This is a genomic window from Pseudomonas sp. Z2-11, from assembly GCF_054161305.1.
In genome coordinates this window covers 3115781-3141481 of sequence record NZ_CP096395.1, presented here as the reverse complement: position 1 = coordinate 3141481, position 25701 = coordinate 3115781, and the positions used below count along the sequence as shown (strand labels likewise).

General features: G+C 52.5%; 23 protein-coding genes. 15 read left to right on the top strand and 8 right to left on the bottom strand.

The window, feature by feature from the left end; all coding sequences use genetic code 11:
- Positions 1 to 94: 94 nt before the first annotated feature.
- A complete protein-coding gene (locus M1E16_RS13895; protein ID WP_458127563.1) occupies positions 95 to 418 on the bottom strand; it encodes a hypothetical protein in 324 nt (107 codons plus the stop codon).
- A 34-nt stretch (positions 419 to 452) separates the two neighbouring features.
- Complete coding sequence (locus M1E16_RS13890; RefSeq protein WP_458127562.1) at positions 453 to 1031, bottom strand: UvrD-helicase domain-containing protein; 579 nt, start codon at positions 1029 to 1031, stop codon at positions 453 to 455.
- Positions 1032 to 1617: 586 nt separating this feature from the next.
- On the opposite strand from M1E16_RS13890, the gene M1E16_RS13885 reads away from it, so the two are divergent.
- The 3 genes from M1E16_RS13885 (at position 1618) to M1E16_RS13875 (ending at position 7460) form a co-directional block, all read left to right on the top strand.
- Positions 1618 to 5760: an NACHT domain-containing protein gene (locus M1E16_RS13885; protein WP_458127561.1), complete on the top strand. Its 4143-nt coding sequence runs from the start codon at positions 1618 to 1620 to the stop codon at positions 5758 to 5760.
- 169 nt (positions 5761 to 5929) lie between these two features.
- Positions 5930 to 6898, top strand: a complete 969-nt coding sequence (locus M1E16_RS13880; protein ID WP_458127560.1) for a hypothetical protein — start codon at positions 5930 to 5932, stop codon at positions 6896 to 6898.
- 139 nt (positions 6899 to 7037) lie between these two features.
- On the top strand, positions 7038 to 7460 hold the full coding sequence (locus M1E16_RS13875) for a hypothetical protein (RefSeq protein ID WP_458127559.1): 423 nt from the start codon (positions 7038 to 7040) through the stop codon (positions 7458 to 7460).
- Here M1E16_RS13875 and M1E16_RS13870 read toward each other — a convergent pair.
- Complete coding sequence (locus M1E16_RS13870) at positions 7457 to 8608, bottom strand: DNA-binding protein (protein WP_458127558.1); 1152 nt, start codon at positions 8606 to 8608, stop codon at positions 7457 to 7459. The two genes, M1E16_RS13875 and M1E16_RS13870, sit on opposite strands and share 4 nt — an antisense overlap.
- A 196-nt stretch (positions 8609 to 8804) precedes the next feature.
- On the opposite strand from M1E16_RS13870, the gene M1E16_RS13865 reads away from it, so the two are divergent.
- Entirely contained in the window at positions 8805 to 9788 is a 984-nt protein-coding gene (locus M1E16_RS13865; RefSeq protein WP_458127557.1) for a tyrosine-type recombinase/integrase, read from the top strand.
- 621 nt (positions 9789 to 10409) lie between these two features.
- On the opposite strand, the gene M1E16_RS13860 is transcribed toward M1E16_RS13865, so the two are convergent.
- On the bottom strand, positions 10410 to 11108 hold the full coding sequence (locus M1E16_RS13860; protein WP_458127556.1) for a DUF4062 domain-containing protein: 699 nt from the start codon (positions 11106 to 11108) through the stop codon (positions 10410 to 10412).
- Between the two features lie 446 nt (positions 11109 to 11554).
- On the opposite strand from M1E16_RS13860, the gene M1E16_RS13855 reads away from it, so the two are divergent.
- Positions 11555 to 12505 (top strand): hypothetical protein, encoded by a 951-nt coding sequence (locus M1E16_RS13855; RefSeq protein WP_458127555.1) that lies wholly within the window; start codon positions 11555 to 11557, stop codon positions 12503 to 12505.
- Positions 12506 to 12585: 80 nt separating this feature from the next.
- Here M1E16_RS13855 and M1E16_RS13850 read toward each other — a convergent pair whose 3' ends face one another.
- Genes M1E16_RS13850 through M1E16_RS13840 form a run of 3 tightly spaced genes read right to left on the bottom strand, consistent with a single transcriptional unit; the run spans position 12586 to position 15884 of the window.
- Positions 12586 to 13650: a UvrD-helicase domain-containing protein gene (locus M1E16_RS13850; RefSeq protein ID WP_458127554.1), complete on the bottom strand. Its 1065-nt coding sequence runs from the start codon at positions 13648 to 13650 to the stop codon at positions 12586 to 12588.
- Complete coding sequence (locus M1E16_RS13845) at positions 13643 to 15247, bottom strand: ATP-dependent nuclease (RefSeq protein WP_458127553.1); 1605 nt, start codon at positions 15245 to 15247, stop codon at positions 13643 to 13645. The genes M1E16_RS13850 and M1E16_RS13845 overlap by 8 nt, the downstream gene beginning before the upstream one ends.
- Positions 15144 to 15884 (bottom strand): hypothetical protein, encoded by a 741-nt coding sequence (locus tag M1E16_RS13840; RefSeq protein ID WP_458127552.1) that lies wholly within the window; start codon positions 15882 to 15884, stop codon positions 15144 to 15146. Before M1E16_RS13840 ends, M1E16_RS13845 begins: the two co-directional genes overlap by 104 nt.
- 191 nt (positions 15885 to 16075) lie before the next feature.
- Between M1E16_RS13840 and gapS4a the strand changes: the two genes are divergently transcribed.
- The 5 genes from gapS4a to M1E16_RS13815 all read left to right on the top strand — a co-directional run bounded on the left by gapS4a (position 16076) and on the right by M1E16_RS13815 (position 19138).
- Positions 16076 to 16999 carry a GapS4a family protein gene (gene gapS4a, locus M1E16_RS13835; protein ID WP_458127551.1) on the top strand — a complete coding sequence of 308 codons (924 nt, stop codon included), beginning with the start codon at positions 16076 to 16078 and terminating at the stop codon, positions 16997 to 16999.
- A gap of 4 nt (positions 17000 to 17003) precedes the next feature.
- The gene (gene gapS4b / locus M1E16_RS13830) at positions 17004 to 18140 is read left to right on the top strand and encodes a GapS4b family protein (protein WP_458127550.1); all 1137 of its coding nucleotides are present in this window, start codon (positions 17004 to 17006) and stop codon (positions 18138 to 18140) included.
- A 313-nt stretch (positions 18141 to 18453) separates the two neighbouring features.
- Positions 18454 to 18729, top strand: coding sequence for a hypothetical protein (locus M1E16_RS13825; RefSeq protein WP_458127549.1), 276 nt, complete (start codon positions 18454 to 18456; stop codon positions 18727 to 18729).
- Positions 18716 to 18907: an antitoxin Xre/MbcA/ParS toxin-binding domain-containing protein gene (locus M1E16_RS13820; RefSeq protein ID WP_458127548.1), complete on the top strand. Its 192-nt coding sequence runs from the start codon at positions 18716 to 18718 to the stop codon at positions 18905 to 18907. Before M1E16_RS13825 ends, M1E16_RS13820 begins: the two co-directional genes overlap by 14 nt.
- Before the next feature lie 21 nt (positions 18908 to 18928).
- Positions 18929 to 19138 (top strand): hypothetical protein, encoded by a 210-nt coding sequence (locus M1E16_RS13815; RefSeq protein ID WP_458127547.1) that lies wholly within the window; start codon positions 18929 to 18931, stop codon positions 19136 to 19138.
- A 322-nt stretch (positions 19139 to 19460) separates the two neighbouring features.
- Here M1E16_RS13815 and M1E16_RS13810 read toward each other — a convergent pair whose 3' ends face one another.
- Positions 19461 to 20015 carry a CGNR zinc finger domain-containing protein gene (locus M1E16_RS13810; protein ID WP_458127546.1) on the bottom strand — a complete coding sequence of 185 codons (555 nt, stop codon included), beginning with the start codon at positions 20013 to 20015 and terminating at the stop codon, positions 19461 to 19463.
- Positions 20016 to 20202: 187 nt separating this feature from the next.
- Here M1E16_RS13810 and M1E16_RS13805 point away from each other — a divergent pair, with 187 nt between their 5' ends.
- The 5 genes from M1E16_RS13805 to M1E16_RS13785 all read left to right on the top strand — a co-directional run bounded on the left by M1E16_RS13805 (position 20203) and on the right by M1E16_RS13785 (position 25700).
- Entirely contained in the window at positions 20203 to 21354 is a 1152-nt protein-coding gene (locus M1E16_RS13805; protein ID WP_458127545.1) for an MFS transporter, read from the top strand.
- A gap of 62 nt (positions 21355 to 21416) precedes the next feature.
- Positions 21417 to 22745, top strand: coding sequence for an aminotransferase class III-fold pyridoxal phosphate-dependent enzyme (locus M1E16_RS13800; protein ID WP_458127544.1), 1329 nt, complete (start codon positions 21417 to 21419; stop codon positions 22743 to 22745).
- 12 nt (positions 22746 to 22757) lie between these two features.
- Positions 22758 to 23909: an acyl-CoA dehydrogenase family protein gene (locus tag M1E16_RS13795; RefSeq protein ID WP_458127543.1), complete on the top strand. Its 1152-nt coding sequence runs from the start codon at positions 22758 to 22760 to the stop codon at positions 23907 to 23909.
- 7 nt (positions 23910 to 23916) lie between these two features.
- Complete coding sequence (locus M1E16_RS13790) at positions 23917 to 24306, top strand: thioesterase family protein (protein ID WP_458127542.1); 390 nt, start codon at positions 23917 to 23919, stop codon at positions 24304 to 24306.
- 35 nt (positions 24307 to 24341) lie between these two features.
- Complete coding sequence (locus M1E16_RS13785; protein WP_458127541.1) at positions 24342 to 25700, top strand: preATP grasp domain-containing protein; 1359 nt, start codon at positions 24342 to 24344, stop codon at positions 25698 to 25700.
- Position 25701 lies beyond the last annotated feature (1 nt).

Sequence of the window (25701 nt, the reverse complement as noted above, 5' to 3'; positions counted from 1 at the left end):
CCAGCCGAAGCCTCAGTGGTCATTGAACTGACCTTGGCCGGGCAAGCAATCACGGTGAAATGGCCAACCTCAGATCCTGAGGGCTGCGCGCAATTTATTCGTGCAGTCGTTCAATGATCCGCATCGATGCGATCTGGCTGGCCACCTCCTCCCCTTTCAACATGACCAGTTTCCCCTCACCGTCCGAGCTTGTCGTATCAAACAGCTTGTCTTTGCGCGATAGAGGCAGGTGCCGGCCAAACACTAAACGGAAAATGTCCCAGCGAGTACGGAACGCCGGAGACTTGTCTTTGAGGTCATCAACGATCTCGGCCAGCTTGGCCAAGGCGAGATGCTCTTTGCGCGCCCAAGTGGGTACATGTGGTGTGCTGCCGGTAGCCGAACCTATGATCTTCAGCCCTAACGAATGAAATGTCATGGCTGCGATCTCGACGCTAGGCTTGCCAAGGCGCTCAAGAGAGGCATTGGCTCGTGCCTGAAGCTCTGCAGCCGCGTCCTTGTTGTAAGCTAGCATGACAATAGATGGGGCTGACAATCCCCCGATGCATGGCGTAGATGGCCTTGGCGACGATTGTGGAGGTCTTGCCAGAGCCCGCCGATACGACAACCTGCACCCGGTTGTCAAAGCACACCACCGCCTCTGCCTGCTCGTCAGTTAGAGGCTTACTTTCTACCTTGTTAAAAAGCTCTCGGCAGTCACGGAGCTCTCGTTGGGTGTGTAGCTTGTTGCGCTGCTCCCATATGCCCGTCCAATCCGACGTCCATCTCTGGATATCTAGCCCCGCCTGGGCATACCCATCATTTAGATGGGCCCTCACCTCTGGGGTTTCAAGCAGCTCTTTTAGGGCCGCTACGCTCAACTCCAGGGTTGGTTTGCAACCCAGTAACGCTTGCTGATTTTCATGGGTAAGCCAGCGGTGCTTTTGATCAGCGGTTGCTAAGGCATAGTCAACTTCTGCGAGCCACTGGGACAGCTTGGCGTAGTAGAAATCGAAGCGTTGGCAGCGGGATCGTTTGAAGAGATCGTTCACCGCACGGTGCAGAGTCGGAGCGCGTAGGTTCGAGAGCCCACCAACGCGGACGCCCGTGCTTGCAGGCCACACGAGTTCCGACCAGAGCATGCAGCGTTTGATTTCAAAGCTTGGGAGCGTTTCAGGCGCTATGTGGTATTACTGCCCACCGACGGCCACAATAACACGATCGCTCTCGACAAGGAGACGCCATCTGGCTGATCTAGTCAGTAAGCGCCCTAGCCTGGATGGCGTCCATTCCAAAAACATACACGATTCCTACATCCAAATAGGCGCAATTCTATCCCAACCTTCAGGGGTTTCGGACGCGCGCATTGATAGGGTCAGCTCTCGGGTCTATTGCCATCCCAACTGGTATCGCGCTGTCGAATACTGCGACCAAGGACTGATCTTTAGGTTTGTGGTCATGCGCCTGTGGTTATGCACTCCTGGATGCCCTCTTCGTTCGGAAACGTTTAATGCCCTCCAGGCTTTCCGGGCTGCGCGCCTTGGTTATCCCGGACAGCGTTGTGGCAACGGCATAGCGTCTAAATGCAGTCCACCCTACCCTTCAAGTTCAAAGCTGATTTCCCGGAAAACGGAAGTTATGATGCTCTCCACGCATCCGCCGACGTCGATCGCCGCCGGGCAAGCATGGAGCTGTTCAGACGTGACAATCGCGCGGTATTTTTCTCGCCATCTGCGTCGTGAAAACAACGACCCATCAGGCAATCCAGCCATCGTTGATGAGGATGGTCTTCTTGCCATTGCAGGCCCTAAGGTCATATTGGGGGAGCCGGGCATGGGTAAAAGCCAGCTGATTGAGGAATTAGGACGGCGCTTAGACGTCCGGCCAATCACCGCGCAACGGTTCATCGCCAGCGGCAACCCGGGACGTTTTCATTTTCCTGGTAAACCTCTGTTGATAGATGGGCTCGACGAAGCCATGGCGCGGCGGGATAGCGATGCTGTGGATATGGTGTTAGGGAAGCTTGAGGATGCCGGGCATCCCAACTTCATCCTTTGCTGCAGGTCGAGAGAATGGCAGTCACGCAATGTTGTGAACCTAACGCAAATTTATGGCTCAGAGCCCAGCATCCTAACCATCGAAGCGTTTACGAGGTTGGATGCCTTTGCTTTCATGCGCCAGCTCTATCCAGAACTCGATGTGGATCACGTCCTTGATCACCTGGAGGATCAAGGGATCGCCGAGCTCTACCAGAATCCTCTGACTCTTAGCCTCATTGGCAAAGTCGCTGTTGCTGACAGGACTCTCCCTGCTACACGTGCGGGCCTCTTCGAACGGGTGTGCACTCTACTCTGGCCCGAGCATGACCCTCACCGTATTGACGGCGCGCTTGGCCTTCTTTCTGAAGAACAAGCGCTTTCGGCCGCTGGAGCTCTCTGCGCGGGATTGCTGCTCGCGAGCGGGGACGCGATCAGTCGCTCCGGCCCTAATCATCTCGTAGTAGGGGATGTCAGGCTTGCAGAGCTCAGCGAGCTGCCCGAGGCGGAAGCCGCACAAGCGGTTTTTTCCTCAAAACTGTTCCAGACTGTTGGCCCGGAACGGGCAAAGCCCATACACCGCGTGGTTGCAGAGTTTCTCGGTGCACGATGGCTGTCGAAGGTCGCAAGAACCACTCAAGCACAGAAGAGAGTACTCGCTCAGTTTCGCACCGGCGGCAGTGTGCCTGCGAGTTTGCGAGGTCTGCACGCGTGGTTGTCTTACCACAGCCCAGCTATGTCATCTGCGGTGATTGCAGCCGATCCATATGGCGTGTTGCGGTATGGCGAGACGGCGAACCTCACGGCAGAGCAAGCTCAAAGCATGCTCGACGCGCTTACATCACTGTCGCAAACAGATCCTTTTTTTAGATCCCATGATTGGGGCAGTCATAAGGCCAGTGGCCTGATGCATGATCGCTTGGTAAGCAAAATCGAGACAATCATTACGTCGCCGGACAGCAATGTTCACTTAAGGGCCCTTCTGATCGAGGGTCTCACTGGTACTCCCCTAGCCAGGTCGCTCGAAGACGCGCTTAACGGCGTGGTATTCTCCGATCGTTATGCTTTTTCAGAGCGGAAGCATGCCGTGCAGGCGCTACTGCCAATCTGTGACCGGGTACGCCGGCAGAGCATTATTAACCGCTTACATGAGTCCTACACTGACGTATCGTTCGAGCTTGCGCTGTTCGTCATCGAGGCGATTGACTTTGACGTAAGCGATGAGCTTCTTGCCATGAATATCCTGGCGTGCTCAGGGCTATATGTTTGTTCGCTGCCTAGAGCATCCTCACGGACATCTGGCGGATTGTACTGGCTACCGTTCAGCCAAAAACTGGTTCTCACTAGAATTCCAAAGCTGCTGAGCCTGCTCACTGAGCAATGCATTCCAGTCGACATCAGTGAGACTGAGCCACCAGGCTATCTGGTCGGTCTCATCGCGCTGCTTATAAGTCGCGTCATCGCTGAAAACGTACTCACCGCCTGCCCAGAGGATGCATCGCTTCTCTGGAACTGGCTAGGCGCTATGCATCGGCTTGATCTTTACGATGTACCAGAGAGGAAAACACTCAACGCCCACCTCGACAATGCCGACGATCTCAGGCATGCCGTCCAGCAATATGCGCTGCATGATCTGGAGCCTGCCAGCTCTGTCTGGTCACAGAATTGTGATCTGGAGGATCGCCTTTTGGGGCTTGCAAGCCGCAAGTCCGACTTGATTTTTTTTCTGGAGCAACTGGCTCCCTTTAGCACTCAGGATGAGAAAGCCCGGGCGCAGTGGTGTGATTTGATGCTGATAGCGTGTAGAAATCGCACGTTTGACCCTGATGTTCGAGCTGTCAGTCGAAAATTTCAGCGGGATGACCCTGAGCTGGAGGCCTACGTCTACAAGCTGGAAAATCCAGTCAAATCCGAACTTGCGATTCGAAGAGAATTGAGACAGGCGGAGCGAATAGAAGCGCTCCGCGTTCAGTATGAAGCTGATAGTGATCACTATCTTCATCACCGTTCATCTCTGCGAAATGGCGATCTGCGGGAGATACTCCCTGCGGCCAGATACTACCTGGGCCACCACGACGTTTACGACGTGCACCTTAACTCAGTCGAGGCCCTCACGGCGTGGCTTGGTGCCGAGTTCGCCGAGGATGCCCTTGTAGGCTTTGAAGCCGTGCTACACCGCGATGACCTTCCGTCTCCCCATGATGTGGCTCACAGCCCTGCTGAGGAGAAGGTCTGGAACTACTGTTTCCCTATGGTTGCCGGATTACTGACTAGGCTGCGCGCGGGTGGAGGCTTCTCAGACATCCCAACGCCCGTTCTCCTATCCGCTTTGATTGTTTGCTTGCACAATCAGATAGCGTTTGTTCCCGACAACCTTTCGTCCCTGTGCGAAGCTCTCGAAAACGAGTTATTTGGCAACCATGATTTGCCAAGGCGAGACACCCTGAGTCGTTATGACTTCGCTTGGCTGTGCCTTGAGCCTTGCATCAAGGCTGGCAAACCACAAATCTCAGCGATGAATGTAATCTTCTCTCAACCCCAGTGGCATGCAACCGCTGCTCACCTTTCTGCGACTTGGCTCAGCGACCAACTCGTCATGGGAGAATCGATTGAGAACAGGATGATCCATCTCTTGGTCGCACCAGAACATCTGCACGAAATGGGCGCGATCACGAAGCTTTACTCGGACGTTGAATTCAGCTCCGTCAGTCGGATGCTCATGTGGCGGGCCGTAGATTTTCTGGTCAGCTTTAATGAATCCAGGGAGGCTCTTGCGGCAATTGGCAAAGACCACCCGGATTTCATTTGGCCCATCATTAGGCTTGTACCCGGAGAGCGCCGAGGGCAAAAGCGTGTACTCGATACCGCTCAAGTCAAATGGATCGTATCCAATTTTCGAGGTTCCTGGCCGTGCCAGAACAGGCCGTGGGTGAGTGACGGAAGTCAATCTCCTTTTGAGGCTTCCAGTTTCGTTCGATCAATGATCCAGCGGCTCGCAGACGACACCTCGATCGAGGCAATTGAAGCCCTACAAGAGCTGATTACAGAGCCGGAAGATAGCTATACCCTGGATCTTCTACATATGGCGGCCGAGCAGCGACAGAAGCGTGCAGAGGAAGACTTCGCCCCGCTTCAGCCATGTGCTTTGAGTGCGCTTCTCCGTGAGGGGCCGCCGACAAACATGGTCGATCTCAGAGCTCTGGTGCTCGATGAGCTTTCCGTTATTCAGCAAAAATTGTTGGGTGATGACCTTGATCGGGTAAGCATGTTCTGGGGCGACAACGGTGTGCCCTACACGGAGAACACCTGCCGAGACCGTTTTGCCATGCTCATCAGCCGAGAGCTGCAGCAGTTCGGTATCCGGGAGCTCACAGAGGCCGACATGCCCAAATCCAAACGAGTGGATCTCGCGTTCGCCTGCGGTGACTTTCAGCTTCCAATTGAGATCAAGTGCCAATGGCATGACGAGGTTTGGCAGGGTGCAATCCACCAATTGCATGATCGCTATCTGATTGATTGGCGCTCGCATGGCTGCGGGATTTACCTTGTGTTCTGGTTTGGGAAACTGCCGTCCAACACCGGAAAAAGACTGCAGGCTCCGCCCTCGGGCGTCCCTCCCCCCGGTACCCCTGAGGCCATGCGGCAAGCCTTGATAGAGTGCCTGCCGGAAGCTTTGCGATCTCAGATTGATGTGGTGGTCATAGATCTGGAAGCGGGAAGAACAAACCTCACGCCTCCGACCTAACATGACAAGTGTCGCCTGGCTCCCCCGCTGGAGGGCATTGCGCTCGACTCATGCCCCATCACACTTGATATCGTGGAGTAGGTTATATCGACCATTAGGGTCAACCGAGCATGAGCCCATGCTCAGTCGCTCTCACATTTGCTGCTGATCACCCACAAGGTAGTGAACCATGACAATGCTCGACAACGCTGTGTCCTCAATCCGCTTAGGCGTTGAGGATTTCAAAGCCATTGCAACTGACGAAGCTCGTGCACTGTCGGCGATTCGCAATCTCTCGGCCGGCCTGCTGTTGATGTTCAAGGTGAAGCTCCAAGAGCTGAGCCCTCCTGACTCCAAAGAGGCATTGCTGAAACAGCATGTAATTCCGGCGCTGGATGCGGGTGGTAATCCAGTTTGGGTGGGCAAGGGAGGACAGACGGTTGATGTGAGAACCATCCAGGAGCGCCTTGAAAGCTTAGGGGTGACTGGCATCGACTGGAGCCTTTTGAAAAAGCTAACCACGATGCGTAACGATGTCGAGCACTACTATTCCAAGCTCCCCGCATCAGGGTTAGCGGAAGCCATGGCCGCCTCGTTCCACCTAATCCAACAATTCGTACCTGGCTACCTCGGGCGTACCCCAATCGAGCTTCTGGGCGAGGAATTGTGGAAATTCCTAACGGCACAGGAATCTTTCTACAAGCGTGAGCTTGAGGTCTGTCAGGTGGCAAATAAACAAGTGACTTGGGGGCACACTCTCCTGAAGGGCTCTGTCGATTTGCTGCAATGTCCGGCTTGCAATTCGCCTCTAATCAAGCCGCTAGCTCTGCTGGAGCCAGCCTGCGAGATCACGTTCGTGTGCACCTGTTGCGCGCACAACGCCAGCTACGCGGAGGCAGCTGAAGCCATTGCAACGATGCACCATTACTCTGACCTTTACTATGCCTTCACTAAGGGAGGTGAATCGCCTCTCGACCATTGCTCTTCATGCGGCCACTTCAGCTACCTGACAGAAGAGCTTGAATGCTTACTATGCCTTGATGACAGTCCTGGCCCAGCTTGCGCCGAATGTGGCGCGACGCTGGAATCGGAGATCGACAGAAATGACGATCTGACTCAGCTGTGTGGCATGTGCCGCTACGCCATTGAGGCTGACTGACTAAAGCGGCGACCAGGTGGGCGACGTGCCCCCAGCACTGACTCCCCCGCTTCCGCCAGCCGCGCGGTTCGTTGTCACAGCGCGGGCTCACGTATACCCTGAACGAGCTAAATCTCACCCAAACGACGGCTGCCTAACAATGGAAACGACCCGTACGAATGATGTTGATCGCGGTGAGCCTCCGCTGTCGCGGGAACTCAACGATCAGGTAGCTCAGCATGATCTACCCGTGTGTCCAAATCGACTCATCATGGCTGTCGAGGCGGTGCATGGCCCTGGCGCAGCACTTGCGTTGCTCCGTGAGCACCTGCACCTGCGCGCAACCGCAAAGCTTGTGTTTTCTAGCTATAGCGGCTGCTTCTTTTTGCAGCTTGACGAAATCGACCGCTTTGAAAATTGGCGTGTGGGTATGTTGGAGGCGGTATCAAGCATGCCTTTCAAGTCGAGCGAAATCTTCAAACATACAATCTCGACCTTTACACCCTCAGATATCGGTCGAGTTAAAGATGCCGTAGGCATAAGATCGCTTGCAGAGCTCGGACTGATCTCCCCGGCACCTTAAGGCACTGCTTGGCTGGACTCACACCAAGGTGTTTCGCTCTGCTTCCTGGCTAAATAGATCTCACTTGATCCCCCTTCATCGTATTGGCTGCCTCGCCTGGAAGGCTTCGAGGGTGGCTTGGAGTCGCCCCGTGTGGGGACGGGTGAATCCTGCTGCAGCTCTCCTGCAGGAGTCTCTGCTGGCTCGGCCTCCTGGCATTCGAGCTGAGCCTCTAGGTCGACAAGGCGCCGCGTCAGATCACCTTCACGATTCGTGGCCAGGGCAGCGGAAATATTGAGCGTTTTGACCTCCTCCCTGAGCTCCAGTACCTGGGTCTTATGATGTTCGATGATCGCAGCGGCCCTTGCATCGGATAGCGTCAAGGCCTGAACCTGGTTGGTGAGGAGCTCCACCTTATCGCTTTGCGCGTGTAGGGCTTTTGCCTGTTGGCGTGCCTCGCCAATCAAGCGTTCGTTGTCTCGACTCAAACGTGTCAGCTCATCCTGTTTGACCACGAGTGACTCTCTAACCTGACGCAATTCCCCCTGGGTTATCTGAAGCTCGCTTTCGTGGCGGCGCTGGTCTTGCTCCCGTTGCTCTTTGGTAGCTTCGCGGTAATGCTCAAGGGCATTACGGGCGTGAACATGCTTTTCCTCCAGGGATTGAATCTGCTCATCTCGTTCCTGGATACGACGCTCCAAGTCGTTACGCGCCTGGTTCAATTGAGCATTACGGCCAAGCTCTTCACGCAGGGAAGTTTCACTCACCTGAAGCGCGGCAGTTTGAGCCTCCAAGGCCGACTGCTGAGCCTCAAATTGCCGCTTCAAGGTCGCGAGCTCGCCCTCCAAGCGTTGGTTGCGCTCATCAAGATCACGAAACTGTTCATCAAACTTAGCTTGGGCGACAGTCAACGCCTCACGTCCCTCCTCCATCACCTGATCAAGAAGGCTTTCGACGCTCGCCTTCAGCGCATTGCCTATGCGGTCGCGTAGCTCGATGACCGGACGCTCAGCCGCCTCCAGCTCCTTCAGATATCGAGAAATTGTCGACTTTGAGCCGGTATTTCCAAGTTCTACCCGCACCCCGTCGATGCTCGGGTGCATGCCCTTGGCTAGCAAGGCCTGTCTCGCCTTTTGCACCAACGCTTTGTTGATTCCACCCCGAGCCATGGATCCTCTCCTATGATTTCGTACTGTGTTACATGTCATGTAATTACGTGACACGCCGTAAGAATTCTAACGAATTTCGCTGGTAAATCCTAGGAAGCTATAATGGGGCCTTATGGCTTCTTCACTCTCAAAAAGCATTTAGCTGCCGCTGAAAGTGTGGAATGCTGGAATCAGGCAGATTTTGTAGGCAAAGGCGATGGAAAAGGCTGACCGGTACCTCATGGCAGGCACCAGAGAGAACACCCGCAAAAGCTACCGGGCGGCGATCGAGCACTTCGAAGTGACGTGGGGCGGCTATCTGCCCACAACCGGCGACGGCATCGTTCGCTACCTGGCCGAGTACGCCGACAAGTATGCAATCAGCACGCTCAAGCAGCGGTTGGCCGCGCTGGCGCAGTGGCATATCACCCAGGGATTCCCAGACCCGACCAAGACGCCTAACGTGCGCCAGATGATCAAGGGCATCCGTGTCATGCACCCCGCCCAAGTCAAGCAAGCCGCTCCCCTTCTACTTAGGCATCTCGAGCAAGCCGTGAAATGGCTTGAAGCGGAAGCGGCTGCCGCGCTTGATCGCGGTGACTACAAGACGCTGCTGCGCCACCGTCGCTCGGTTGCAATGGTGCTGATCGGATTCTGGCGGGGGTTTCGCGGGGACGAACTGGCCAGGCTTACGGTGGAGAACACGCAGGCCTATAGCGGTGAGGGCATCACGTTCTTCCTGCCTCACACCAAAGGTGATCGCCAGTATGAAGGGACAACCTTCCAGACGCCGGCGTTGACGATGCTCTGTCCGGTCGAGGCCTATATCAACTGGATCACCGTCGCAGGCCTCGTGAAGGGCCCTGTCTTTCGCCGCCTGGATCGTTGGGGGAATCTGTCGGACACCGCCATCCAACCTCACAGCCTGATTCCGATGCTGCGCCGCATCTTCAAGGAGGCCGGGTTGCCTGAAGAGCTATACAGCACCCACTCGATGAGACGAGGCTTTGCGACATGGGCGTCGGCTAACGGGTGGGACATTAAAGGGCTTATGAGCTATGTGGGCTGGAAGGATATGAAGTCGGCGTTGCGCTACATTGATGCTAGCGTGTCGTTCGGCGGAATTGCTTTGCGTGTGGCCCAGCAAGCGCCCTCCATTGAGGGTAAGAAGGTTCCCGGCGATCACTCAGGCATTGATTGACGCTATCAGGCAGACTCTGCACGTTGTTTTAGATATTCGTGAAAGCAGGCATTCAGATGGATAGAGCGCTCGAACAAATATCCGCAGGTTCGCGAATCTGATCGACCCCCATTGCTGTCAGATTGTTCAGGTCACTAGCACCTAAACAGGTGAAAGTTGCCCTATCGCGAACGATCGCCCGCGATAGGGCATTGCTGATTAGCTAACTTGACCTCCTCCAGAACCACCAGGAGTCGTACCGCCCACCCCTAGCAACTGATCCACATAGCCTTTGACTAATGCTAAGCTTAATTTCGCCACTAGCCGGCACACCAAATACGGCCATAGCTTCAACTAAACTATCGACCTGGCTGGCTTCAAAAAAACTGGACTGCGAAGCGGTCACAGATATATCGTCTAAGCGAGAGCTTACATCGGAATACCAATTCTTCACTGTCATTTCAGCATCAGAGTCGAGAAGGGTAATCACTAAGTTATCATCTGACCGATGATAGCCAAAGCTGACTAAGTTCACCTTCCACTTCTAATATGTCGAAATCAGAATCATTAGAATGGTTGTCAATTACGTCACGGACAGCGGCGTTCTGAAGCTGTCCTGTCTTGCAGCGCTTCTGGATGCTCTTACAGAGAGAGCTTACGACCCAACCTATAAAACGCATCGTCCAACCAATGCTCGAAGGCTCCACGATTGGCAGGGATTAGCAGGTGGCGCTCATGGAGCACCTGCTCTGAACGATGCGGGATCGACATGGAGGAGATAGGTGATGCGGGCGGCTCCTGGAATACTTTATTTTCCATACCGTGCAGCTTGATTTGGAACCAGCCGTGACGCCCCTGCGCTATCAGTTCGAACGCTGCAAGGGCGGCCAGCCGCGCCCTCGAGGGTGAAACATAGTAGGAAGTGAGCAGGTCGGTTCGATTGCTTTGCCCGTTGATGTCAACGGTGACCCACTGCATACCGTCGTCCTGTACCCGCCAGCCGATGCCATTGGTGTCGACTCCCAACACATCCGGTTTGTCGAAAGGCTTGTAGCCGTCCTTGATCTGGCAGAGTCCTGCCTGGCACATCCTGACGAAGATATCATCGCGCTGAGTGTCAGACACTCGCATGGCGCCCGTTAGGCTGGGCTGCGGGAGAAACGCCAGTTCAATGCGCGCGTTCTGGATATAAGCACTGCCCCACCCACTAGCATTGCTCGCTTGCCGTGCAGCTAGCCGTTGCTCAAATGCAGCTTCAGTGATTGCCGACATCGACTGCTTCAACCGGCTAAGACCTTGGACGATGCCGTCCTGAAGCTCGCCTGCATTCGCATAGGACATCCGGAACAAACCATCTACGTAATCTGACACCTCCTTTCGGAAAGCTTCTTGCGGGCCAGACGCCGGTACTGCTTCGAGGAAGGCGAGGATAGGCTTGTTGGATGACTTTGCCCGTCGAAATTCTTGTTGTGTAACTGACTCGCCCGTACTCGGCTGGCTGGCCTCGCAGTTCTTAGGGATTCAGCAACCTTAGGCACGTCTGCAGTTTTCGGCAGCCTGCGCGTCGGTGTCTTGCATGCATTCCGGGGCTTACGCGCCTAGCGGCGATGAGGTGACAGTACTGCTGTCCGGCGGACTAGCAGTTCTCCGCCACGTCGCCACTACCCGCTCATATTACCGCCGAGCTCATTAGACCATGGTCACGCATCAAGACTCTGGCCCACTAACGCGGCAATGGCCGATACTAGCGACCACTTTTCAGAAAGCTCAAAAGGACTTGGTGAACTATGTCATTGGATGTGGCCTACAGCATTGAAGCTGACGATTTTGTCGACCCTGATCGCGCCTACGATCTATTCTGGTCAGGGGTGATTACAAACAAACGCGCATTCGTATGTCCGGCTGCTGACTGCTCCGCCCAAGTTACCTGCGCGAATCTGGACAAAGACATCCAGAATATGAGGGTCGTCCCGCACTTCAAGGTCTACGGAGCTCATAGTGAAGCGTGCGGCATTGCCAACGGGGCCCCCGTCGATTTGGAGCTCGAGCCCGCTGAACTGGATGGGCAGGAACGCAGAACAGTTGACCAATCCATTGTCGACGTCTTCAAGCTCGAGCGACCTGCCTCCTACTATGACGAGCATTCGGTCGAGCCCGGCGCGGACGTTCATGTAGCGAAGAAGCGTGCGAGAAGCACCCGACCTTACACTCCTAAGCTCGGGGAATCAGGCATAGTCGGGCCCATCTACTCGGTTCGATCTGTAGTCAGCAGATACATCCGATACCGTTCCGATGAGACCCTTGAGTTTCGTCGGTTGAACATCGCCGGGCAGGACGTGCCCTATGCCAGCATCTTCAAATGCATCTGGGAGCAGGATCTGGACGACCTGCCTGACCACCCCATCATTTACTACGGGTGGGCGTATGTTGACCGCACGAAAGGCAATAATGGCTACCGAATCAAATTCAAGAAGAATTTCAAGCGAGGAAACGACAGCCTGATTACCTCATGCTTCGTCTCGGACACGTTCATAGAAAACTACAAGCTCAAAAACCTTATGGCGGTGCGGCTGTCCAAAATCGCCGAGAAGGACAAGCCGACAGCGTTCGTGTTTCTCTATGGCCAACCCGCAATACGGACGTCGAATGACCGTGACTACGCAAACTTCGATCTGAAGAACCTCGACATGATCGATGTCAACTACGACTGCCCCCTACCATCCAGATACGATAAGTAGACAGTCCCACACCGCGACCCATGACGGCTCTGCAACGTTCTGCAGAGCCTGGCGAACCTCCAGCTCGTCAATTTTCGAGGCTATGGAGCCCATACCGGCAGCGTGGACGTTCCGACCTTGTCGATAACGATGGCCAGGCTTTGTCGGGCGCGAGTTACCGCGACGTAGAACGCCGCTGCAGCTGTGGCCTCCAAAGCTGTGCCCTTCTTGATGAAGCTTTCGATGTTGGCAGTGGGCGCGAGCAATACTCGGTCAAACGTCGCACCCTTCACCCCTTTGAAGTTCTGAAAATCCAGATTGAGATGCTTCGCCGAGCTGACCGAATGCCTTAGGCACTGCGGTCTATATCGGCCGACGTACTCATCGACATGCTGCGTATGGAGAAGGAACACGCCATCATGCTCAGTCTCATCGAGGTTCTCCGAGGTAGTGCCAGGAAAGCCCCAAGTGGCGTCGAAGATGGTATCGGAAAACGTCGCAATCTCGGCTCTGCATCGGTAGGTTATGGTCGCGTAGGCAATGGTGAGTAACCCCTGAGCCTCTCTATCTCTAAACCATTCAAGCGACGCGGCGTAGCCAAATTTCTTGTTCTTCTGGCCTCGGGGGTTTGTAGACAAAACCGCCTGCCTGACATCTCCCACCATCCGCACATCGATTTTAGAGCCGAGCAGCACTTCCAGGATTTCCCAGTCGAAGCTGGCAAGATCCTGGACTTCATCGATCAATATCTCATCGTAGATGCACTCGAGCCTGCGCAGAAGCGCCGGTGTCGCCTCCATGAGCTCAAAGGCAAGCTTGCCCAGTTCGCATGCGTAGACCCGATTTCCCGAGTCCATGAACCTGCTTCTGCCGACAGCACGCTCGAACGGCCTGCCTTCGAAGTCAAAGCCCTTGACCCGATCCTTAGGGAATTTGAACCGTAGGAATGGTTGTGCGAAATGACGAAGCAGAAAGGTGTACCAACCCATGACTTCCAGGGTGTTGCTGTCGCCTGCCTGACTTGCCACACGCGATCGAATCTCTTGCTGGTTCGTTTGCGTGAAGGTCAACACTGCAATCTTTCGATCAGTCGCTGCCCGGCAGTAATCAACGAGCCCTTGAGTTTTCCTGCCGCCAGCGACTGCAAGCGTCAAATGGTTAGGCATTCTGGATGAACTCCGCCGCTTCCTTCATGTAATTCGGGGCGGACAAGGCTTTCGAGGACTCGGCGATAAGCAAAGCACCCTCAGTCTTTTCGCGAGTCATCCATGTCACCAAGTCGGCCTTCGGTGTGATTCCGAGCACCTCTCTGAGATGACTTTCGCCATTCGCTTTAATCAGCTGCGGTTCGAGGGTACGGCCATCAATCACTTGGCCGATGAAGAGTTCGCGCTTCGCGCCGTCCAGCCATTTCTCAACCGACACCCGAAGATCGGCAGGCTCAATTCCGTCGTTGTCTCGCATCACCGCGACCGGCTTATCGACGGCAGCACACAGTTCAAGGCAGCGGGCCAGCGCAAGCCCCCGCATGCTGATGACATCGACGCCGGCAGCCATAGGCGTTAACCCATGCACGTCGTGAAACACCCTTTCGAAAATAATTTCGTCAGACGGCCCTTCCACCAGGATAACCTTTTTAGCCAGCACGAGACGGAGCGTGTCGTATCCAGGAAGGCGCTGAAAGTACCGGACAGTTCCGGGATCGAGAGCCGTAATCTTCGACGCGTGATTTCTATTCAACAGGTGCAGCGCGTTCAGGCCTAGGCGATTGAGCACATACGTGCTGTGCGTGGACACAAACAATTGTTGGTCGTCAGAAGCGAGCTTTTCAACGCGGTCTAGCAGAGTGGTAAGACTGGTGTGTGACAGGTGATTCTCGGGCTCTTCGATCATGACGATCTTCACTTTGGCCGAGTGACGCTTCATCGCGAGCGATATCTTGATCGCAGCTTGCTGACCCTGGCCCGCCATCGAGAAGGGAACATTGTCTACGTGAGGAGTAATTACGCTTTCCCAGGACGTGCGCGACGTCTGATCCATAGCCAATGCCATGGGCTCCGCCAGCAACGATGCACCCAATGCCGAGAATCGTGTATTGACTGTCGCCAGCGCACCATCCGTCATCGACGCTTTCACCGTACGAAAGCCTAAGGAAATCTCAGCCTTCTCGGTGGTCTCTAGGTGATCACTCAGAATCTGACGCAGATGGTAGTCCACACCCGCTGAGGATTTGACTGTCCTGGAATCGATGGTGGCCACCGACAGCACTCGCGGACGCTTGGTGAGCTCACGATCGGCGAACGACCGCCATTCGCATGTGTAGTACTCAACGGGCAGTAACGCATTGGGAGCCTTGAGCCAGTCATCCAGCATGTCCTGATACTCTTCGTTGGGATATATCCTTAAGAAGACACCCGGACAGGCATTAGTTGGGACGGCGGTGTTCACGGCACCACAAAGCACCTGCAATTCATCGTCATCGCGCAGGTATAGCTCTATCAGAATTTCGGGCAATGCGGGCTTCATGCCCGCGGCTCGATGCGCTAGAAATTCTTGAACCAGCTCGGTGTTAAACCAGTGCGGGTTTAGTTCTTCAAGGACACTCCGGCCCCCGATTCGACCGTTCAGGGCCAGCGAGACCGCTTCCATTAAGGTGGATTTACCCGCGTCGTTGCCGCCGACCAAAATGTTCATTTTGGGGTTGGGCAGAAGGTTGAAATCCTTGTAGATGCGGTACCCACGAATGTGAATTCTGGTGATCATAACCGTCATTCCTTTGGCGAAAAATACAGCTTATTGGTGGTTTCAATTGAGGAGCTTGCGAGTCAATGAGGTCGTAAGGACGTGCCCCATCTGACCAGGGTTCGTGGCGAACCGCATCAGATTTATGAGTGAAGCTCACGCCCTGGATCTTGTCGATCGTGATGCCATCTCTAGCGAGCCGAAGACTGGGCTCGGGCGCATGTACGTGCTCCATGAAGCTAGTCGATGATTCTTGGGTATGCGGGCTGCCCTCCCAGATCTGAGGATAGAAGATCCAGTGATCTTCGTCCGACTCCCAAAGGCTCACGTGCTCAAGCGCATCTTGATCCTCAGTTTTATCGACCCCACTGGCCTTGTGAAAAAGGATGGCGTTCAGACCTGGCGATGCATCTTTGGGCACCTGAACAGACGGAAAGAGGATGCCGTTCAAGTTGAGCGTTTCGTTGGTGGCCAGGTAGTCCGCGATCACCTGGGTTATCAAATAGCCCTGATCAGCCCTGATCAGCGCTCTCAGGCATGACCGGCATGACCGGCATGACCATTTGCTGCTGTAGCTCACGAAGAAAAGCGCACCGTTCGGCTTGCTCCCGGCGCACTGGGTCAAAATAGCTGAGGTTCGTGTCTGGGCGAACTCCACCTAAGTCACCAAGGTTCAACAGTCGCAGCGGCCGAATGACCTCGAAGGTGGCTGTGACTAGCCATCATTGCTCCACCCAGACAATCCATCGTCGATTAGGTGAACAAATTGCCACTAGACATGATGCCTCAACCTCCGTAGCGTTCTGGCGGTACAGGGTTGCAAGACATTCATTATTCAAGGGACGTGTAATGGGCGAATGGTCAAAGAAACTGGGCGAGCGCGGTGAACACATCACGGAAGCGCTGCTCAACCTCATAGGTTGGAAGGCAGCACGTAAGGGGCACGAGTTCGACTGTGTGAAACCAGTCCTCCACAGTACGACCGGTAACCCCAGAAAAACCCATGGCGCCGATTTTGTCTTCAGCTGCCCCTCCCCTCTGGAAGATGGCGTCCTCAAGCACCTCGTCATTTCTTCGAAATTCACATCCAACCCTTACCCGACTTCACCTGGCACAACGTTCAAAGAGCATTTCGCCGACCTCGCAACGACAGTCGAATGCTTCAATCGCTCGCCGTTGAAAAAGTCGATCAACTCGGGCTATCCAGGCGCGAGTGGTCAGTCGCTCGCAGGCATCCTTTGCTGGTTCAGTGCCGCATCGGACGCAGAGGCGGATGTAGTCAGCCAAGTAGCGGGCTCGAGGAACCTAGACAGTGCCAACTACGGCACGATCTACGTCATTGATAATTACCGAGCTAGCTTTCTGTTCGATACCATTACGTACGCGAGAAATCGTTTCGGTGCAGAAAACGTTCGCTTCCTCTACCCCTCCACTGGGAAAAACGTAAGCCCCATACAGAGGGTCACAAACGGGACAATACTGCCTCCCGAATATCTCAATAGTGGCTTGATCCCCTTTTTCATCCAAGAGCATGAAAGGAAATCGTTGCTTATCTGCTGCCAGGATCCTTTCAGCATCGAAGCCGTGAAACGCATGATTGGCTTTTCGATGGAAATCGCCATGGAGTTTCCTAACAAGGTGGCCCTCGCTTTCCCTGACTACAACTACGTAGATCATGAGGAAATTGCAGACATCGCAAAGCTGTCAATCGCGAACAAGGAGTTCGCTTCAATCGTCGAATTCGAATCCTACCTAGCTGATTTCAGGGGATGATGTAGTGAGTAATCAAAATATTGACTCTATCCTTCCCCAGGGCGAGGCGCTGCGTACCTACCTTGCTCAGCCCTACATCAGCGCGGGCGATATCAAAACGGTTCTGAAAAGCCGAGGCGTCTTTATCAACAGCTCAGAGAAAGAGCATTCCATCCCTGCTCTTACCCTGTCCCTGATTCGCCCCAGCGAGTTTTCTCAGCTCCAGCTTGCCTACACAACCAAAGAAGATAACCCCAAGATCACCACCCAGACGATCAAGTGGCAAGGTCAGGATACCCTGCTGGACGCGATACCTGACGTCATGGACGTCAACAAGCTGCTGGATCTTGACTTCGTAAACTTCAAGGTCTTGGGAACGCCCGAGTTCTATCCCGTCAACAAAGACCTCGACACGATCCGGATGGACTATCTGCTGGAGCGCATAGACCGCTCCAAGAGCTGGGCTGACTCTCGCAAAAACTTCAAGGGCTCCATCGAGATCAAGAAAAACAAGGCTCAGGACGAGCTCATCCTGATCTTCACACACACTGCCCCGGAAACGAAGACGACCAACAAGGCGATGGCGAGGCATCTGATTTCACATTTCAAATCGGTCAAGCAGATCAGTGAGAGTGAGCAGGCTACCTCAATTCGTTTTTGCGACTTTACCAACCAAAACAGGTTCAACTACCTTTTAGGGCTCACGCAACACAGCAAGTTGACCGCCTTGTCCTTTGTAGAGGTGGTCGATATCGGGATCTCGCCCGATCCAGACATCCTCCTCCCCACAGCATTGGACTGGATGAAGGAAAAGATTCGTAACCTCGACTTGAAAGGCTTCAGCCTCGAGCATTCTGACTTTCTTTCGGATGTGTCTTACCGCCCTAGCCTGTTCCTGCACAGAATCGATGCCAAGTTCCGATTCAGCACCTCGGGCCTCGATGGTGATTGCGTGATCTCTCTTGGCTTCCCAGAATTTTCTGCGGCCCAGAAAAAAGACAGTGAGATTGAACTGAGGATCAAGCAAATCAGCTTTGACAACACGGGCCGATCTATCGACAAGAATGACGCCAAGGAAACGATTCTGAAAGAGTTGGAGTCCGAGAAAATTGAGACCTTCAAGACCCTATCGATCCCTGCCGGCGGTGCGCTTGCGCCTTAACGCAACAGCAGGCGACGAGATCAATCAGCTGTAAGCACCAATATCTGATGTCCTCAAGCTATCAAGGATTCACAGCAAGATAGATCTCGTCGACATGTCCTACTCCACATAGAACAGCGTTCAAACACCTGTCACGAGGTCAACAGGAAGGTGAGGGCCCTGCGTTCACTGCCTCAATCTATCGGACTAACCAAGCATTCGAAGGCAGCATAAAAGAGGCGTATCGGGTGCTTGCCGGAAAGCATCCTGATCACAAAAAGCCTTACGAGATAGAACGCTATTTGGAAAAGGAAAATATCTTCAGGTCGAGGGTATGTCGCAGCTGACAACGTACCGTACGGAATGGCGTAACCCGTCAGCCCACGATTACAAACTCACTATTGATGAAAGCGAGGCTTTTCTCGCTACAGCGGGCTCGAAACCTATTGCAACAACCATCGTATCGGCTGAAGCAGGCCAAATTCCTGAAGTCGCCTGGTTTTGCTGGTATTTTTATGCCACTAATCTCATGCGGGAAAAAGCAACCATGCAAGCAATAGCCACAATGCCCGCACCTGCAAATATGAGAGCCAGAAATGAACTACGTTGAGTTGATACAGCTCCAGGCCGAGGCCGTCTTTGGCAACAAAGCAAAAGCCGACAATTGGCTGACCCAACCGAAAAACACCTTCAGTGGCAGCGCACCATTGGAGCTCGCTCACACTGAAGAGGGATACGAACTCGTACAGGCTGAGCTTGAAAAACTCGGTCACGGATTCGCCTGTTGACTGTCCCACGGAGGCATCACGATGTCCAACTCAGACCTACTTCCTTCCCTTCTGTACAAGATCAATCAGAACCAGCTAGCGCTCGAAGCGGCAATCATGGAGCTTACGCTGTGGGTCGAACGACACGGTTCAGCGGAGGTTGCTGTCAACGTTCGGGGCGCTTTGGATACCATCAGCAAGAATGAAGAATTCATCAACATGACCCTTGCAGTGCTCATGACTCCGGAGTGACCAGATTCGATCTGAAATTAGTGCTCTCGCCCAGTTTTCCAGAGCCCCAGTGGCCCATTTAGGGCAAGTCACCTGTTCGAGTCCAGCAGTCCAGGAGGACTCCAAGACGCCAGCCGCAAAGCAGCGTGGGGTTACGCCTGGCAAAAATCGATGTCAGAGATTCAGCGTTAATGCGAACCTGCATCGCAGCGCGACGAATGGCTTTCCAATTGGAAAAGACCCGATGCCCATGACTGATGATGCGTGTCCAAGTCGTGAACGACGAAACCGGATGTGAGCTATTTCCGGTTGGTTGTCATCTCAATTCTGTAATAACCCGCCTCTAAGCCTGTTTAGCCGCTGCTTTTCTGCTGCGGAAAGCCTTAACTTTCGCGATCGTTCCGCAAGCTCGACCATGCGGGCCCCCTTTGGTCATCCCACACCAGCGCTTGCTTGAGTTACGAGTTTTATCAATAAATGCGCAACGACAATCCGGACAAATTTTTAGCTTAACAATCTCACCTTTGATGATGAGGTTCGCTGCTACACATAGTAGATAACCGGCAACGTCACCCTCATTTGACACCATGGCCTCCGCCGTTACCGAAGAGCCATGGAACATCACGCCGATGTGAAGCCCTTTCTCTACGAGTAGCTCGGTTAGCCGGACGTCGGCCCCCTCCTCTCGCAAAATAAAACAACGCAACGAATCTCGCACTTGGGTCAGTTCATTTCCTATAAAAGCGTTGCGCTTTAGCTTGGAAAACCGCCCGAATCGCTTAGACCAAGCGTCGTCAGACAGCAAAAGCTCCGGAAGCTCGTCATAAAACTCACGGGTTTCATGAGAGATCGAGAACGTATTGGCTACAGCCCTGAGAATTTCGAGCTCAGTGGTCATTTTTTTTCCGATAGCTTGCGAATGAAATATTTTTGCAAAAAAATGAGACCAAGCTAACCTCCTAGTCGGCTTAGCCGGTTACGCAACGATGACAGGCGCCCCACCCGCCAAATTTGGCGCCGAAGCGGAGTGTTCCACCGACATGATAGCAAGCCTCTCCTCGAACTACCGGAAGGTGCCAAGAGACATGTGGCCCATCCTTGGAATTCAGTTCGTCATGAATGCGTCGCATTTCATGGTCGTTCCGCTCCTGGCTGTCTATTTGGCAAGTACCATGGCGCTGACATCCTTTCAGGTCGGCTCCGTCATGGCGGCGAATCTACTGTCTGCCCAAGTGTTACCAATCATTACTGGCACACTCGCCGATCGTTTCAATGCTAAACGTTTTCTCATCGGCGGATTAGCTATGCGGAGCTTTGGTCTGATCGTGTTCGCATACGTAAGCGATTGGCGAATGCTAATGCTAGCAGCGACCATCATGGGAACGGGGGTCGCTTTATACGATTCGGGGCTTTACGCTATCTTTGGTCGACAGAACAAAGAATCGCGTACTCAAATTTTTCTCGTAAATAATCAGATGCTGAACGCCGGGGTGATAGTAGGGCCGCTTATAGCAGCTATTGCGGCCCACATTGACATCAGATTGTCATTCATCTGCAGTGCAGCTTTATTCCTGGCTCTAGCCTTGGCGAGCTGCGCAATAAAAGTCGAGAGCAAAGCGCTATCCACCGCCGGCAATATTGTACGGGACTTGAAAAAGGCGGCTTGCGACCCGCGAATGATAAGGTTGATAATAACTTGTTCGCCTTGGTACTTCCTCTTCGCGCAACTCTATGTATCGTTCCCGCTTTATTACGCTGAAATCGCTGGCCAAAATTCAGCCCCAACAATTTTTCTGGTCAATGGTATTGCAGGAATAGCTTTTATGTTTGCTTCAATGGCGTTCATCCATAAGCTTCGCCCAGCAACCTCACTACCTATTTTGTACGCAGTCGCTGCAGTTTTCTATGCTTTGGTTCCCGCGTCTCAACTGCCTATATGGTTTCTAGTTTTTGTAGTCCTCTACACTGCGATTGAGACGCTAATGCTACCCATGAATGAAACTCTTGTCGCTGAAATAGCTCCGATCCAAAGCCAGAGCACCTATTTCGGAATAGTTAGCGCTGCATCCGCCATAGTTGGCGCTGTGGGGTATTATGTAGGTAGCTGGTTAGTGATGAATAGCTCCGCCCTCTTCACGTGGTTAACATTAAGCGTGATATCCGGCATCGGATTCGCATTGTCAAATCATTTTAAGCGTGCACTGCTATCAAGCAACGAGTTCGCGCAGCCTAAATAAAAGCCTGAGCCCGCATCTGGCAAGGCTAAAAACCCAGCTTAATTCCAATATTGAGGCTTATCATGGACGGATCACTGCTGCGCTCAAATTATAACGTCATACCACCTGAAATTTCACATGGCAACGGTGCCACGTTGTTCGATGAAGAAGGAAAAAACTATATCGATGGCAGTTCCGGAGCCATGGTTGCCAATTTAGGCCATGGCAATAACACGATCGCCGAAGCCGCCAGCAACCAAATTAGGAAAATCGCCTATACGTACCGAACTCAGTTTACCAACGCACCAGCAGAAGCTTTAGCGGATAAATTGATTACACTTGCGAAAGATAAATCCAAGGTATTTTTTCTCAGCTCAGGGTCAGAAGCCACAGAGGCAGCCGTAAGATTAACTCTCCAATATTGGCGGGAAGTTGGTCTTCCAACAAAACGGAAAATATTATCCAGAAAGATTAGCTATCACGGCAACACGTTGGGCGCACTATCACTTTCGGCCGATGCGCGTAGGCACGCTATTTTGGACATAACCGCATTTGAGCCTACGGTACCGCCATGCTATTGCTATCGATGCCCGAAAGGCTTGAACCCTAACACTTGCAACGTAGACTGCGCCGACCTTCTGGAAGAATCGATATTACAAACAGGGCCCGATAATGTGGCGGCCTTCATCACTGAACCCATCATAGGTGCGAGCGGCGGTGCGATCGTGCCTCATCAACTATATATGGCAAGAATCAGGGAGATCTGTGATAAATACAATATATTACTTATCGTTGATGAAGTCATTACAGGTCTAGGGCGAACGGGCGAATGGTTCGCAATGCATCACTGGCAGCAAAGTTCTGACATCACGATTCTGGGAAAGGGTTTAAATGCTGGCTTTACTCCCCTTTCAGCTATTCTGCTGAATGAACGAGTACATGAAGCTATTAGAGCAGGCTCGAGACAGGTTTCATTCGGACATACACACAGTGGGAATCCATTATCGACGGCAATTGCTTTGGCAGTGGTAGAGGAAATCGAGAAAAATAACCTTGTAGAGCGATCAAGAATCAAGGGGGCGGAGCTCGGCAAAGCCTTGAAGGAAATAGGAAGCCAGTTCGACATGGTGGGTGACATTCGTGGAATAGGAATGTTGTGGGGAATTGAATTTAACCAACCAACCCCCCATCGAACACCCTATCCCAAAGACGCTGGCTTGACCGATCTCATTATAAAAACCGCACAGAGGAATGGACTTATTGTTTATCCATGCCGCGGCCTAGTAAATGCCACTTTTGGCGATGCCATTATAGTGGCCCCACCTCTCAATACTACTGACGCTGAACTTGCCAACTTAGCATCAAGACTATATGAAACAATATCGCAGATACATGAAGCTAAATCCAACTGAAAGGAAATCGAAATGGATACTACGTGGAATGAAAATCAAGCTTCTATTCGTGCTGATTTTGCAACTTTTGGGTACCGCATAGCAGACCGCGCTTCGAACTCAAGAAGAGAGCGACAATTCGATCGTATCTCGTGGGATGAACTAGCCTCGACAAGCTTCTTTAAGCTAGCAGTGCCAAAAGAATATGGAGGCACTGGTAACGGATGGTGGGACTTTGCAGCTGCCTTCGAGGGACTATCTACAACGGCTGGCGACCTTGGTTTTTTGCTAAGCATTATTGCTCATATGGGAGCAATAAGGATCATAGCCGAAAAAGGCTCTGAGGAGCAAAAACAGACATACTTGCCGCGTCTCGCAGCGGGCAAGATTGCGGCTACAGCAGCGACAGAGGAAAGCGGAGGATCAGACGTTTCTCGCATTCAAACCAAAGCAACAGAAAAAGGAAATGAACTCACACTCGAAGGCATTAAGAAGCATATCACCAATGCTCCAATAGCGGACATCTTTGTCATCGTAGGTCGACTTGCCTCGCTGCCCGAAAAACGGGATATGACTTTGTTTATTCTGGATAGAAGTAGTTCAGGCCTCACTACCGCACCAGCAGAAGTAATGTTCGGAAATGAGACTAGCCCCACCGGGGATATTTTAATCCACAATGTCGTAATCGGTTCCAAAAATATCATCACTCCTCCAGGGAAGGGCCTTCAACAACTATACAGTATGCTCACGTTAGACCGTCTTCTCTATTCATTGGTCAGCGCGGGCTACCTCGAACCTATCCTCTCATCGGCCATTACTCGAATAACTGGACGACAATCCTTCAAGCGGCCAATGCAAGAGCATCAGTACGTCCAAGAAAAAATTGTTCATATAAAACTTGCAATGGAGAACTCTCGCCTTCTTGCCTATGCTGCGCTCGACAGAATGCTCAAAAACCATCCCGAAGCAAATCTCATGGCCTCCGCAGCCAAATACGTAGGCTGCGAGAGTCTATGGACGTCGGCATATGAATTCCTTCAGCTCCATGGGCATTACGGCTACGTAACCGAGGAAATCACCAACGTCATAAAAGATACAATTGCAACACGTATCGCAGGCGGCACGAGCGAAATTCAGAAAGTTAATATATTCAACCAACTGATTTCCCTTCATAAAACCGCTTGAGGGCAACATGATGCATCTATTGATCGGCGCCGAGCAAAAAAAAACAATCATTGTGACAAACGAGCAAACAGACGAAGCATGGGGCGGGAGCTTTCACGTTCTATCTAGCCCCGCGTTAATTGGCAACGTTGAGATGTTATGCGCAGAATTAATCTGCGATCAACTTGAAGCAAAAGAAACCACAGTAGGCGTAAAATTCGATTTTCTGCACCTCGCGCCTACACCAACCGGTCGAGCGATAGAAATAATAGTAAAGCTTGTAGAGGCAGACGAAAAAATGCTGACCTTTTCAGCTGAAGTTAAGGATACCAAAAACAACACCGTAGTGTTTAAGGGTTTTCACAAAAGAGCTGTAGTCCAGCGAGAATTATTCATTCAAAAAATTCTCAACACATGAGCTTTTAAACTTAAACCATTACACGAGTTCTTACAATGCCAAAAATTATCATTGGAAACGTTGATAACGAAAGCATGCTCGGCGACCGATCATTTCTTTCATACGACTTTAAATGCGGTACCGCAATGGCTGCGTCGCGTCTGGCGTGGATTGCGGAGGAAGGCGATATTATTATTCTTCCCCTCATCCCGAATACAGAAATGCAGGAATACATGGATCTTATCAAAGGACGGCGTGCGAACTCGATAACCTTCATACAGCCTCAATGGGGCGATCAGGAATTCGCGCCGTTAACTGAGGAAATATTACTGTCTAAAGCAATGATCACCGAAATTAAAAAAGCGATGGTCAAAAATGCAGATTGGACATTACTACCTTACATGTTTGATAGAACTATTACAGCACTTGCGCGAGAGTTGTCCATATCAGAAGGAGACTCTAGCATAGGTTATCTGGCCGAGGGTGGAGGTGAAATCCTAAACAATAAGGCGCTATTTCGCGCAATGGCAGCAAATAGAGGAACAAATCTAGCCCTTGGCCGGCGATGTGGCAGCCTAGCTCAGCTAACGGCAGCATTTAGCCAGCTGATTGAAGTGACCGGAGCGCTGATTATAAAGCAGGATAAGAACTCCAGCGCAGATGGAAATGTGATCGTGAGCATAAAGCCGCTGCAATCGACACAAGGTTCATCAGTCTGTGAAATAATTGACCACTCCGACATTAAAGAGGCCGCGAATAGAACTTGGTGCCGACTGTCATACGCCGAGGCGGCTACGTTGATTGTCGAGGCTTATTACGAAGTAGAAAAAATTCTTTACATGGAGTTCTACGCTGATCAAAGACTTAGAAAGCCAGTATTTCTAAATTGGGGCGAACAACGGATGGAACCGCTGTTTAGAGGTTTCGTCATACCACCTGAGTTACCTGGGTACCAAGCTGCCACGTTCTCAAGCGGAGCAACTGAGCTAGCAAGAATGTGCTTAGATATGGGTTTCCAAGGACTGCTAGATGTCGACGGTATCGTCACAACAGACGGGGAAATTATCTTCAATGAAATTAATGCTCGGGCAGGGGGATGTTCGCATTTACATGTAATTTGCGAGCATTTACTTGGACACCGTTACGGCGACCGTCATGTGATTATGGCGCATAACAAAATCCCAGCAACCAGCCTAGAGCGCGCGTTACAACTGCTAAAGAAGTATGGACTTGCATTTAGCGCGGACAGCAAATCCGGCATTATCATTACAGTTGATGACACCGAGCGGTCGGGTGTCATTGAGTTTTTGTGCATTTCGAAAGACCGCATTTCTGCAGAACAACTTGAATCAGAGTTTGAAGACCATCTTGTAAGTGACGTAGCACAAAGCACAACTTCCGCCCTAACACACTAAT

What these genes read in the sequence shown, in the direction of transcription:
- M1E16_RS13895 (WP_458127563.1), bottom strand. Translation starts at nt 418, where the DNA reads ATGACATTTCATTCGTTAGGGCTGAAGATCATAGGTTCGGCTACCGGC.
- M1E16_RS13885 (WP_458127561.1), top strand. Translation starts at nt 1,618, where the DNA reads ATGATGCTCTCCACGCATCCGCCGACGTCGATCGCCGCCGGGCAAGCA.
- M1E16_RS13880 (WP_458127560.1), top strand. Translation starts at nt 5,930, where the DNA reads ATGACAATGCTCGACAACGCTGTGTCCTCAATCCGCTTAGGCGTTGAG.
- M1E16_RS13875 (WP_458127559.1), top strand. Translation starts at nt 7,038, where the DNA reads ATGGAAACGACCCGTACGAATGATGTTGATCGCGGTGAGCCTCCGCTG.
- M1E16_RS13870 (WP_458127558.1), bottom strand. Translation starts at nt 8,608, where the DNA reads ATGGCTCGGGGTGGAATCAACAAAGCGTTGGTGCAAAAGGCGAGACAG.
- M1E16_RS13865 (WP_458127557.1), top strand. Translation starts at nt 8,805, where the DNA reads ATGGAAAAGGCTGACCGGTACCTCATGGCAGGCACCAGAGAGAACACC.
- M1E16_RS13860 (WP_458127556.1), bottom strand. Translation starts at nt 11,108, where the DNA reads ATGTCCTATGCGAATGCAGGCGAGCTTCAGGACGGCATCGTCCAAGGT.
- M1E16_RS13855 (WP_458127555.1), top strand. Translation starts at nt 11,555, where the DNA reads ATGTCATTGGATGTGGCCTACAGCATTGAAGCTGACGATTTTGTCGAC.
- M1E16_RS13850 (WP_458127554.1), bottom strand. Translation starts at nt 13,650, where the DNA reads ATGCCTAACCATTTGACGCTTGCAGTCGCTGGCGGCAGGAAAACTCAA.
- M1E16_RS13845 (WP_458127553.1), bottom strand. Translation starts at nt 15,247, where the DNA reads ATGATCACCAGAATTCACATTCGTGGGTACCGCATCTACAAGGATTTC.
- gapS4a (WP_458127551.1), top strand. Translation starts at nt 16,076, where the DNA reads ATGGGCGAATGGTCAAAGAAACTGGGCGAGCGCGGTGAACACATCACG.
- M1E16_RS13825 (WP_458127549.1), top strand. Translation starts at nt 18,454, where the DNA reads ATGTCGCAGCTGACAACGTACCGTACGGAATGGCGTAACCCGTCAGCC.
- M1E16_RS13820 (WP_458127548.1), top strand. Translation starts at nt 18,716, where the DNA reads ATGAACTACGTTGAGTTGATACAGCTCCAGGCCGAGGCCGTCTTTGGC.
- M1E16_RS13815 (WP_458127547.1), top strand. Translation starts at nt 18,929, where the DNA reads ATGTCCAACTCAGACCTACTTCCTTCCCTTCTGTACAAGATCAATCAG.
- M1E16_RS13810 (WP_458127546.1), bottom strand. Translation starts at nt 20,015, where the DNA reads ATGACCACTGAGCTCGAAATTCTCAGGGCTGTAGCCAATACGTTCTCG.
- M1E16_RS13805 (WP_458127545.1), top strand. Translation starts at nt 20,203, where the DNA reads ATGTGGCCCATCCTTGGAATTCAGTTCGTCATGAATGCGTCGCATTTC.
- M1E16_RS13800 (WP_458127544.1), top strand. Translation starts at nt 21,417, where the DNA reads ATGGACGGATCACTGCTGCGCTCAAATTATAACGTCATACCACCTGAA.
- M1E16_RS13795 (WP_458127543.1), top strand. Translation starts at nt 22,758, where the DNA reads ATGGATACTACGTGGAATGAAAATCAAGCTTCTATTCGTGCTGATTTT.
- M1E16_RS13790 (WP_458127542.1), top strand. Translation starts at nt 23,917, where the DNA reads ATGATGCATCTATTGATCGGCGCCGAGCAAAAAAAAACAATCATTGTG.
- M1E16_RS13785 (WP_458127541.1), top strand. Translation starts at nt 24,342, where the DNA reads ATGCCAAAAATTATCATTGGAAACGTTGATAACGAAAGCATGCTCGGC.